Source organism: Janthinobacterium sp. 78 (assembly GCF_003096775.1).
In the GTDB taxonomy this organism is placed as follows: domain Bacteria; phylum Pseudomonadota; class Gammaproteobacteria; order Burkholderiales; family Burkholderiaceae_D; genus Janthinobacterium; species Janthinobacterium tructae.
Genome location: NZ_QENT01000001.1, coordinates 4,362,447 through 4,373,171, shown reverse-complemented (window position 1 = coordinate 4,373,171; position 10,725 = coordinate 4,362,447). Strand labels below are relative to the sequence as shown.

Below are 10,725 nucleotides of genomic sequence, written 5' to 3'. Positions count from 1 at the left end.
AGGGCCGTCGCGTGGCTGCCGTGCGCTGGTATGATTGTGAACCACCATAACGAGACGAGACCCACGCACATGAAACTGACTATCAGCCCCCGCACGCCCAATCCGCGCCGCGTTACGATGTTCATCGCCGAGAAGGGCATCACCGGCATCGAGGAAGTGGCGCTCGACCTGATGGCGGGCCAGCAGCGCGACCCCGCCTTCCTGGCGAAAAACCCGCTGGGCCGCGTGCCCGTGCTGGAACTGGCGGACGGGCGCGTGCTGACCGAGACGCGTGCCATCTGCACCTACCTGGAAGGCTTGCAGCCGCAGCCGAACCTGATGGGCGAGGGTTTCGAGGAGCGCGCCTTCATTGAAATGGCCGACCGCCGCGTGGAACTGCATTTGTTCAGCGCCGCCGCCAACTGGGTGCGCCACGGCCATCCGGCCCTGGTGGCGTTGGAAAACCCGCAGTTTCCCGATTTCGCCACGGCGCAGGCGGGCAAGCTGCGCGAAACGGCGCAATGGCTGGACCAGGTGCTGGCCGGCCAGCCGTATATCGCCGGCGAGCGCTTTACGATTGCCGACATCACGGCCTTCTGCGCGCTGGAATTCGCGCGCGGCCTGATGAAGTACCGGCCCGGTGCGGAAGGGTTACAGAACCTGCAAGCCTACCGCGACCGCATCGCCGAACGCCCCAGCGCGCAGGTGAAGTAAGCAATGTCTGCGGCCCGCGTCGACCTCCGGTCTGCGGCGGCCGCTTTCGCCCGGTAGGTCGGATTAGCGGAACGCGTAATCCGACATCATCGCGGGCGGGCCAACAATGTTGTCGGCTTACGCCCGTTGGGCTAAGCCGACCTACGCCGACCTACAGCCCGGTAGGTCGGATTAGCGCGTGAGCGCGTAATCCGACACCACCACATTACTTCAGCTGCTCGTGCAGGAAGGTGTAGGTCAGCGCCCACATCAGCGCCTGCTGGTCGTTGTTGGCGGCGCCCGCATGGCCGCCTTCCGTGTTTTCCCAGTACAGCACGTCGTGGCCTTGCTCTTCCATCTTCGCCACCATCTTGCGCGCATGGCCAGGGTGGACCCGGTCGTCGCGCGTCGAGGTGGTCAACAGCACGCGCGGATACTTTTTGTCCTTGAAGACGTTCTGGTACGGCGAGTACTTGCTGATGTAAGCCCATTGTTCCGCCACGTCCGGGTCGCCGTACTCTCCCATCCACGAGGCGCCCGCCAGCAGCTTGTTATAGCGGCGCATGTCGAGCAGCGGCACCTGGCTGACGACGGCGTTGAACAGGTCGGGACGCTGCACCAGCACGGCGCCCGTCAGCAGGCCGCCATTGCTGCCGCCCATGATGCCCAGGTGGCGCGGACTGGTGACCTTGCGCTTGATCAGGTCTTGCGCAACGGAGATGAAGTCGTCATATGCGCGCTGGCGGTTTTCCTTCAATGCCGCCTGGTGCCAGCGGGGGCCGAATTCGCCGCCGCCGCGGATATTGGCCAGCACATACACGCCGCCCTTTTCCAGCCACGCCACCCCGGTGGTGCCGCTGTAGCTAGGTTTGAGCGACACTTCGAAGCCGCCGTAGCCATACAGCACGGTAGGGTTGCGGCCATCGAACTTCGTCTTCTTGTTCATGATGGCGAAATACGGCACCCTGGTGCCATCCTTCGACGTCGATTCGAACTGCTCCACCTTGTACGGCGCCGCGTCGTAGTAGGCGGGCAGCGATTTGATTTTCGTGCGCTTGTCGCTTTGCGCCGTGGCCAGGTACAGGGTGGTCGGGTTGAGGAAGTCCGTCACCGTCAGGAAGTACTGGTCCGAGTCGACGGGATCGAGCGCGCTGACGGCCAGGGTGCCCAGCTTCGGCGCGTCGACGGCGCGGCGCTGCCACTTGCCGTTCACGTGGCGCAGTTCCGTCAGGCGGTTCTTGACCTTGTCCAGAGTCGTCACGAGGATGGCTGACCTGGTCGGTGTGACATTGTCCAGCGACGACGTGGCCGTGGGCGCGTACAGCACTTCCAGCTCCTGCTTGCCCTGCATGAAGGCCTTGAAGTCGGTCGCCAGCAATGAGCCTTGCAGGTAGGTCTTGCCGTTCACTTTCCAGTCCGAACGCAGGGTGATGATCAATTGGTCGCGCACGGTGAAGGCCGTCGCGTCGTCCGGCTTCGGCACTTTCTTCAACTCGGCGCCGTCGCGCAGGAACATTTCGCCGCTGTAGAAATCGATTTGCCGTTCGATGAACTGGTGTTCGTAGCCGGGCGTGAAGTCCTTGTAGGCGCCGGCGCTCAGGTCGTCGGCCTTGGCTTCATACAGCGTGTGTGCCTGCGCCAGCGGCGTGCCGCGCTGCCACTCTTTGATGATGCGCGGGTAGCCGGAGCTGGTCATCGTGCCGGGGCCGAAATCGGTGGAGACGAACAGGGTGTCCTGGTCGATCCAGCTGGCGCTGCCCTTCGCTTCGGGCAGGGTAAAACCGCCGTCGACAAAGGCGCGTTTGGCCACGTCATATTCACGCACCACCTTGGCGTCGCCGCCGCCGCGCGACAGGGAAATGAGGCAGCGTTCGCCCTTTGGATACAGGCAGGACGCGCCGCCCCAGACCCAGTTTTCATGCTCGCCGGCGGCCAGCTGGTCGAGGTCGATCACGGTTTCCCAGGCCGGCTCGGCCAGCTGGTACTGCGCCAGCGTGGTGCGGCGCCAGATGCCGCGCACATGCTGGGCGTCGCGCCAGAAATTGTAGTAATACTCGCCTTCCTTGCTGACGTAGGGAATGCGTTCCTTCGAGTTGAGGATGGTTTTCAGGCGCGCCTGCAGGGCGGAGAAGCCGGGCCGGGCTTCCAGCTCTTTGGTGGTGACGGCATTGTGTTGTTTGACCCAGGCCAGCGGCTTGTCGCCGAGGACGTCTTCCAGCCACAGGTGGGGATCGGCCGGAGCAGTGGCAGCGGCGGGCGTGGGTGCTTGTGCATGGGCGATGCCCGCTGCGGCCAGGCCGAGCAGCACGCTGCCGGCGAGATTGCGATATGACGACATGTAGGGTTCCTGGTTGGTCCGATGGAGGCCGCGTTGCAGGCAAAACGGCGCAGCCATGGTGCCATGGATTGCTGTGGGGAACCAGTGTCTATGGACGGCTACTTAAAAAAAATAGTTACTTTTCAAATATTGTTTGCTGGAAAAGAGCTGGGCCGTAGAAGCTGCGGCACCTGGAGTACCAGTCCGTGCCGTTGCCATACGCTGATCCGCGGCGTTCACGGCAACTGATTGACCCACACGGGCGCCGACCAGACGATATTGCCGTCATCTTGCGTCAGGCGCGCGTAATAGAAGTGGGGGCCGGGCGCGGGTGTGAGGGTGGTCTCGGCCTGGTCCGATATGGCGGTGACTGAGCCGTTGCCGCCCGGCACACCGTGCAAGATGACGATGGCCGCCGCTTGCCGGCCAGCGCTGTTGCTGAAATGGGTGGCCAGGTGCAAGGGGCCGTGGTTGTCGAAACGCTCGCCCATCAGCCTGCCATTCGCTGTGAACAGCAGCTGCGCGTGCTTGTCCATGGTGGCAAACACGCGGCGCGCGCGCAGCGCGTCGAGGAAGCTGTCGCGGGAAACGGGCATGCCGGCAGCCGGGCTGGCCACCAGCACGGCCGTGCGGTTGCCGTACGACGCGCCCCAGTTGGCGCAGTGGTTGTCCTGGTTGCTGCTGAAGGCCACGTGGTAGCCAGCGGCCAGGGCCCGGTTGCAAGCCGCTTCGTAGTTGCTGCGCCGCGTCTCCGTTTCCTGGTCGTTGGTGGAAAAGGCGGACGTGTTCATCACTTCGCACAGCACCATGGCCGCGTCGCCATCTTGTGTGTAGCCCAGTGGCTGGCCGTTGACGAGAAACTGGCCCGTTTGCGCCGGGTGGTTGAACTGGCCCAGCCAGCCCCGTTCGCGCATCAGCGCGTACAGGCCCGCATAATCACCCTTCGGCGTTTCCAGGTCGGCCAGCAGTTCGCCGCCGGCATTTCTTTCCCAGCCCAGCAACTGCTCGCTATTGACAATGTTCAGGTGGCCGCCCTTGTTGATGACGCCCCATTCCATGCCGTACAGTGCCAGGAAGCCCGGGTGGGCAGCCGTGTAGGCGGCCGCTTCGGCCAGCCCCGTCTGGTACAGGGCCTTGGCTTCTGCCGGCACGGCGGCGGCGTTGGTGCCGTCCGAGCCGTCATACATATGGTTGTGCTCGGATGTCAGCAAGGCGTCCAGGCCGTGATCTTGCGCATACTTGTACGCATCGATGGGGCCGAACGGCGCCGTTTGCGGCTCCTGCGCGCCACGGCAAGCGTCGAGCGCCGCGCCGCCATCGCTGTGGCGCGTCTGGCTGTGCAGGTTGGCGTAGACGATGCGGTAGCCGGGCTGCCCATCCAGGCTGGACAGGTGTTGCAGGCCGGCCTGGAAGGCGGGCACCCTGGGCCCCGTGCTGGCGCCCCGCTGCACCTGGATGTGCCATTGCTGCTCCACTTGCGCTTCTTGCGGCGTGCCCGCATCGGCTACGGCCAGCAGGCGCAACTGGTACAAGCCATCGGGCGCCAGCATGCGCCGCTCGCGCGCACCGGCGTCGACGCGGCCATCCCAGAGCAAGTTCACGCTCTTGCCACCGGCACCCACCTGTTGTGTGCCTGACCAACGCCGCAGCACGGCCCCTTGCGGGCCGGGGCCGGACAAGGTCAGTGTCCAGTGCACGGCGTGCGTGCGGCCTGCGTCCGGGTAAGTGAGGCGCACGATAAATGTACGTGACTGCGAGGTACGCGCCTGCGTTGTCCGCGCAGCGGCTGCGGCGCGGAAGGGCGCAACGACGGTGGCATCGAGTTCGCTGTGTTCCTTCGGTTCTTGCGCTGCGGCGGTGTTGCTCCACGTAATGAGCAGCACGCCGGCGCACGCGCAAGCCAGCCACGGTGGCCGCCAGCGGCGCAGTATCTTGACCATCGTGGCCTCCTGCGACTACTTCGAATGGTATTTAGACAAAAGTTGCCACTTGCTGGTTCCCGCATGCACCAGCAAGTGGCGTGCTTGCACCGTGATTGGCCATGATCTGGCGCAAAGCCAGCGCAAATGGCGCTGCGTGCCCTCAGGGAAGCTGGCACGGCGCTTGCTACACAAGAGATACGGATCAACGGCGATCCCCTGAATAAACGCACAACGGTCCAACGACGGACCACCTGGACAACGGCGTCCGCTCTGGCTGATTTTTTTTCATCGGCGGGGGCGGGCGCCGTTTTTGTTTGCATTTTTGTTATTTTCGGGATACTTCGGGAACCTATCATGGCCAGCCAAAAAGCAACGCGCATCGCGCTCTTCTCCCTCGCCACGCCGCCCATGCGGGCATTCCACCTGACGTGGATGGCATTTTTCGTGTGTTTCTTCGCCTGGTTCGCCTGTGCACCGCTGATGCCGGTCATCAAGGGCGAGTTCGGCCTTTCCCTGGCGCAAGTGGCGAATATCAATATCGCGGCCGTCGCCATCACCATCCTCGTGCGCCTGATCGTCGGACCCTTGTGCGACCGCTACGGCCCGCGCAAGACGTACACGGGCTTGCTGCTGCTGGGCGCCATTCCCGTACTGGGCGTAGCCGCCTCGCAAAGCTATGAAAGCTTTCTGTTCTTTCGCCTGGGCATCGGCGCCGTCGGCGCCAGCTTTGTCATCACGCAATATCACACCTCCGTGATGTTCGCGCCCCGCGTGGTGGGCACGGCGAATGCGGCCGCCGCCGGCTGGGGCAATGCGGGCGGCGGGGCGGCGCAGGCGCTGATGCCCTTGCTGCTCGGTGCCGTGCTGATGCTGGGCGTGTCCGAATCGCTGGGCTGGCGCATCGCCCTGCTGGTGCCGGGCGTGCTGATGCTGGTGATGGCCGTGTTGTACTGGCGCTATACGCAGGATTGCCCTGAAGGCAATTACTCGGACTTGCGCGCCGCTGGCACCGCCATCGAAGGCGGCAAAGGTGGTGGCAAAAGCGGTGGCTGGGCCAGCTTCAAGGCAGCCAGTTCCAACTACCGCGTCTGGCTGCTGTTCGTCACCTATGGCGCCTGCTTCGGCATCGAGATTTTCATCCACAACATCGCCGCCGTGTATTACGTCGACCATTTCGGCCTGTCTTTGAAATCCGCCGGCCTGGCAGCCGGCAGCTTCGGCTTGCTGGCCCTGTTTGCCCGCGCCCTGGGTGGCTGGATGTCCGACAAACTGGCCTTGCGCGGCAATCTGAACAGCCGCGTGACCCTGCTGTTCATGCTGATGATCGGCGAAGGCGTGGGCTTGCTGTGGTTTGCCAAGGTCGACAGCGTCACGTACGCCGTCATCGCCATGCTGGTCTTCGGCCTGTTCACCCACATGGCGTGCGGCGCCACCTACGCGCTGGTGCCCTTCATCGACAGCAAGGCGCTCGGCGGCGTGGCCGGCATCATCGGCGCGGGCGGCAACGTGGGCGCCGTGGCGGCCGGTTTCCTGATGAAGGGTACGGGCGACATCCGCCAGACCCTGATCATCTTGAGCGCGCTGGTGGTGATCTCGGCCCTGTGCGCCATCGCCGCCCGTTTTACGGGGCTGGCGGCCGAACCGAATATGGCCGCGGCCTGAGGAGAGCAGAATGAACCATCCCGTGAAGATCGTCGTCCTCGGCCATGGCATGGTCGGGCACAAATTCCTCGAACGCCTGGCCCTGGAAAACGCGCCGCACTTGTGCGTCACGGTCTTGTGCGAAGAACCGCGTCCCGCCTACGACCGCGTGCACCTGTCCGAATTTTTCAACGGCAAATCGGCCGAGGATCTGTCGCTGGTGGCGCCCGGCTTCTTCGACAAGGGCAACGTCGTCCTGAAACTCAATGCGCGGGCCGTGTCCATCGACCGCGTGGCGAAAACCGTCACTGCCAGCACGGGCGAAGTGCTGGCCTACGACAAGCTGGTGTTCGCCACGGGTTCCACGCCGTTCGTGCCGCCGCTGCCGGGCAAGGAGCGCGATGGCTGCTTTGTCTACCGCACCATCGAAGACCTGGAAGCCATGCAGGCCTGGGGCGCCAAGTCCACCACGGGCGTGGTGATCGGCGGCGGGCTGCTGGGCCTCGAATGCGCGAAAGCCTTGCGTGATTTGAAGCTCGACACCCACGTGGTGGAGTTCGCGCCGCGCCTGATGGCCGTGCAAGTCGATGAAGGTGGCGCGCGCGTCCTGCGCCGCAAGATCGAGGAACTGGGCGTGACCGTGCACACGCAAAAGAACACCCTGGCCATCGTCGACGGCGAAGCGGCCACGCACCGCATGCAGTTTGCCGATGGCAGCCACCTGGAAGCGGACATGATCGTCTTCTCGGCCGGCATCCGTCCGCGCGACGAACTGGCGCGCGCCTGCGGCCTGGACGTGGGGCCGCGCGGCGGCATCGCCATCGACGACCGTTGCGTCACCTCCGACCCCGATATTTATGCGATCGGCGAATGCGCGCTGTGGGGCGGCCTGGTCTTCGGCCTGGTGGCGCCCGGCTATGAAATGGCGCGCATCGCGGCGCGCCATGTGCTGGAAGAGGAGGGCGAAGCGTCGTTCAAGGGTGCCGACATGAGCACCAAGTTGAAACTCATGGGCGTGGACGTGGCCAGCCTGGGCGACCCGCACGGCAATGCACCGGGTAGCCGCTCCTACCAGTTCATGGATGAGCGCAAGCAGATCTACAAGAAGATCGTCGTCTCCGATTGCGGCAAATACCTGCTGGGCGGCGTGATGGTGGGCGACGCCAGCGAATACGGCACGCTCTTGCAGATGATGCTCAATAAAATCGAGCTGCCTGCATCCCCCGAATTCCTGATCCTGCCGCAGGCCGATGGCCAGCAAAAGGTGGGACTGGGCGTGGATGCCTTGCCCGATGCAGCGCAAATCTGCTCGTGCAACGACGTGTCGAAAGGCGCGCTGTGCGCGGCCGTGGCCGAGGGCGCGACGACGATAGGCGCGCTCAAAAGCTGCACCAAGGCGGGCACGGCCTGCGGCGGCTGCGTGCCGCTGGTGACGCAGATCATGAAGGCGGAAATGCAGAAGCAGGGCCTGATGGTGAACAACCACGTGTGCGAGCACTTTGCGTACTCGCGCCAGGAATTGCACCACCTGGTGCGCGTGGGCAAGCTCCGCAGCTTCGGCGAACTCTTGGAAGCGCATGGCCACGGTCTCGGTTGCGACGTGTGCAAGCCCGTGGCGGCAAATATCCTGGCCTCGTGCTGGAACGATTTCGTGCTGTCTCCCGTGCACGCCAGCCTGCAGGACAGTAACGATTATTTCCTCGGCAATATCCAGAAGGATGGCACATATTCAGTCGTGCCGCGCATGCCGGGCGGCGAAGTGACGGCCGATGGCTTGATCGCCGTGGGCATGGTGGCGAAAAAATATGGTCTCTATACGAAGATCACGGGCGGCCAGCGGGTCGACCTGTTCGGCGCAAGAGTCGACCAGTTGCCGGCCATCTGGGAAGAGCTGATCGCGGCCGGCTTCGAGTCGGGCCACGCCTACGGCAAATCCTTGCGAACGGTGAAATCATGCGTCGGTTCCACCTGGTGCCGCTATGGCGTGGCCGACAGCGTGGGCTTTGCGATCCAGCTGGAAAACCGCTACAAGGGCTTGCGCACCCCGCACAAGATCAAGTTCGGCGTCTCCGGCTGCACGCGCGAATGCGCCGAGGCGCAGGGCAAGGACATCGGCCTGATCGCCACAGAAAAGGGCTGGAATCTGTACGTGTGCGGCAATGGCGGCATGAAGCCGCGCCACGCGGAACTGATCGCGTCCGATCTCGATGAAGCGACCCTGGTGCGCTACGTCGACCGCTTCCTGATGTTTTACGTGCGCACGGCCGACCGCCTGCAGCGCACCAGCGTGTGGCGCGACAATCTGGAAGGGGGCCTCGATTACCTGAAAGCCGTCGTCGTGGCCGACCGCCTGGGCATCGCCCACGAGCTGGAAGCGGACATGCAGCACGTGGTCGACACCTATGCCTGCGAATGGAAAGCAGCCGTCACCGACCCCGCCGTGCGCCAGCGTTTCCGCCACTTCGTCAACAGCGAGAAGAACGATGAAAACGTGGTGTTCGTCGAAGAGCGGGGCCAGATCCGGCCCGCCACGCCGAGTGAACGCCGCAGCAGCGTGATCCCCATCCTTGCCGTGGAGGCTTGAGCCATGAATGCGATGAATGAACTGTCCGGCGCCAGCGCCGACAACTGGGTGGCTATCTGCCCCTTGACCGACATCGTGCCCGACACGGGCGTGTGCGCATTGTTGAACGGGCGCCACGTGGCCGTGTTCCGCATCGGCGATGCCGCGCCGCGCGTGTACGCGATCGACAATGTCGACCCGAACGCGGGCGCTTCCGTGCTCTCGCGGGGCCTGGTGGGCAGCATCGGCGAGCGCGTCGTCGTCGCCTCGCCCATCTACAAGCAGCACTTTGACCTGGCCAGCGGCGAGTGCCTGGAAGCGCCCGAGCATTCGGTGGCTACCTGGCCGGCGCGCGTGTTCGGCGGCATGGTATGGGTGGCCCTGTGAACACCGCCGCGCGGCCGTCTTTAGTCGTGGTTGGCAACGGCATGGCCGGCATGCGCACGGTCGAGGAGTTGCTGAAACTGGCCCCCGACCTGTACGACATCACCGTGTTCGGCGCCGAACCGCATGGTAATTACAACCGCATTTTGCTGTCGCCCGTGCTGGCCGGTGAAAAGACGGTGGACGACATCATGCTGCACACGCGCCACTGGTATGCGCAAAATGGCATCACCCTGCACGCGGGCGACCCCGTGGTGCGCATCGACCGCCAGGCGCGAAAGGTAGAGGCGCTGTCCGGCATCACGGTAGCCTATGACCGGTTGCTGCTGGCCACCGGCTCGACGCCGTTCATCGTGCCGGTGCCCGGGCATGACCTGCCCGGCGTGATCGGTTTTCGCGACATCAGCGACGTCGACACCATGCTGCAGGCGGCGCGCACGCACCGCCACGCGGTGGTCATCGGCGGCGGCTTGCTGGGGCTGGAAGCGGCCAACGGCTTGCAGCGCCAGGGCATGGACGTCACCGTGGTGCACATGAGCGGCGCCCTGATGAACCAGCAGCTCGATGCGCCCGCGTCGATGCTGCTGAAAACGGCGCTGGAAGCGCGCGGCCTGCGGTTTTTGATGCACGCGCAAACGGCGGAAATTCTCGGCACCGACCGGGTGCAGGCAGTTCGCTTTGCCGATGGTACGTCGATCCCGGCCGACCTGGTGGTGATGACGGCCGGCGTGCGCCCCAACATCGCGCTGGCGCAAGCGGCCGGCCTGCACTGCGAGCGGGCCATCGTCGTCGATGACTGCCTGCAAAGCTATGACCCGCGCGTGTACGCGGTGGGCGAATGCGTGCAGCACCGGCGCGCCACCTTCGGCCTGGTGGCGCCCATCTGGGAGCAGGCGCGCGTGTGCGGCGCGCACCTGGCCGGTGCGGGACACCGGCGCTACGTGCAGCAGGCCAGCGCCACCAAATTGAAAGTGACGGGCATCGACCTGTACTCGGCCGGCGACATCATCGGCGGCGAAGGCAGCGAAGACCTGGTGCTGCGCGATCCGCGTCGCGGTGTCTACAAGCGCCTGGTGGTGCAGGGCAGCCGCCTGGTGGGCGCCGTGCTGTATGGCGAGGTGCAGGACGGTCCCTGGTATTTCGACCTGATCCAGCAGCGCCGCGACATCAGCGCGCTGCGTTCCCATTTATTGTTTGGCCAGGCCCTGTGCGGCCAGGCCGCCTGA

7 protein-coding genes are annotated in these 10,725 nt (G+C 64.7%); 5 read left to right on the top strand and 2 right to left on the bottom strand.

The window, feature by feature from the left end:
• Positions 1 to 69: 69 nt before the first annotated feature.
• Positions 70 to 693, top strand: a complete 624-nt coding sequence (locus C8C92_RS19175) for a glutathione S-transferase family protein (protein WP_116744969.1) — start codon at positions 70 to 72, stop codon at positions 691 to 693.
• A 205-nt stretch (positions 694 to 898) separates the two neighbouring features.
• Here C8C92_RS19175 and C8C92_RS19170 read toward each other — a convergent pair whose 3' ends face one another.
• Together C8C92_RS19170 and C8C92_RS19165 are read right to left on the bottom strand one after the other, a co-directional pair.
• Positions 899 to 3,010, bottom strand: coding sequence for a prolyl oligopeptidase family serine peptidase (locus C8C92_RS19170; RefSeq protein ID WP_116744968.1), 2,112 nt, complete (start codon positions 3,008 to 3,010; stop codon positions 899 to 901).
• Between the two features lie 215 nt (positions 3,011 to 3,225).
• Positions 3,226 to 4,929, bottom strand: coding sequence for a CehA/McbA family metallohydrolase (locus C8C92_RS19165; RefSeq protein WP_116744967.1), 1,704 nt, complete (start codon positions 4,927 to 4,929; stop codon positions 3,226 to 3,228).
• A 336-nt stretch (positions 4,930 to 5,265) separates the two neighbouring features.
• On the opposite strand from C8C92_RS19165, the gene C8C92_RS19160 reads away from it, so the two are divergent.
• Genes C8C92_RS19160 through C8C92_RS19145 form a run of 4 tightly spaced genes read left to right on the top strand, consistent with a single transcriptional unit; the run spans position 5,266 to position 10,725 of the window.
• Positions 5,266 to 6,573, top strand: a complete 1,308-nt coding sequence (locus C8C92_RS19160; protein WP_096236307.1) for an MFS transporter — start codon at positions 5,266 to 5,268, stop codon at positions 6,571 to 6,573.
• Between the two features lie 10 nt (positions 6,574 to 6,583).
• Complete coding sequence (nirB, locus tag C8C92_RS19155; protein ID WP_165829499.1) at positions 6,584 to 9,136, top strand: nitrite reductase large subunit NirB; 2,553 nt, start codon at positions 6,584 to 6,586, stop codon at positions 9,134 to 9,136.
• A 12-nt stretch (positions 9,137 to 9,148) separates the two neighbouring features.
• On the top strand, positions 9,149 to 9,502 hold the full coding sequence (gene nirD / locus C8C92_RS19150) for a nitrite reductase small subunit NirD (RefSeq protein WP_165829607.1): 354 nt from the start codon (positions 9,149 to 9,151) through the stop codon (positions 9,500 to 9,502).
• On the top strand, positions 9,499 to 10,725 hold the full coding sequence (locus C8C92_RS19145) for an FAD-dependent oxidoreductase (RefSeq protein WP_243420286.1): 1,227 nt from the start codon (positions 9,499 to 9,501) through the stop codon (positions 10,723 to 10,725). The genes nirD and C8C92_RS19145 overlap by 4 nt, the downstream gene beginning before the upstream one ends.

Bases quoted from the DNA above. Each gene is read 5' to 3' on its own strand.
- C8C92_RS19175 (WP_116744969.1), top strand. From the start codon at position 70: ATGAAACTGACTATCAGCCCCCGCACGCCCAATCCGCGCCGCGTTACG.
- C8C92_RS19170 (WP_116744968.1), bottom strand. From the start codon at position 3,010: ATGTCGTCATATCGCAATCTCGCCGGCAGCGTGCTGCTCGGCCTGGCC.
- C8C92_RS19165 (WP_116744967.1), bottom strand. From the start codon at position 4,929: ATGGTCAAGATACTGCGCCGCTGGCGGCCACCGTGGCTGGCTTGCGCG.
- C8C92_RS19160 (WP_096236307.1), top strand. From the start codon at position 5,266: ATGGCCAGCCAAAAAGCAACGCGCATCGCGCTCTTCTCCCTCGCCACG.
- nirB (WP_165829499.1), top strand. From the start codon at position 6,584: ATGAACCATCCCGTGAAGATCGTCGTCCTCGGCCATGGCATGGTCGGG.
- nirD (WP_165829607.1), top strand. From the start codon at position 9,149: ATGAATGAACTGTCCGGCGCCAGCGCCGACAACTGGGTGGCTATCTGC.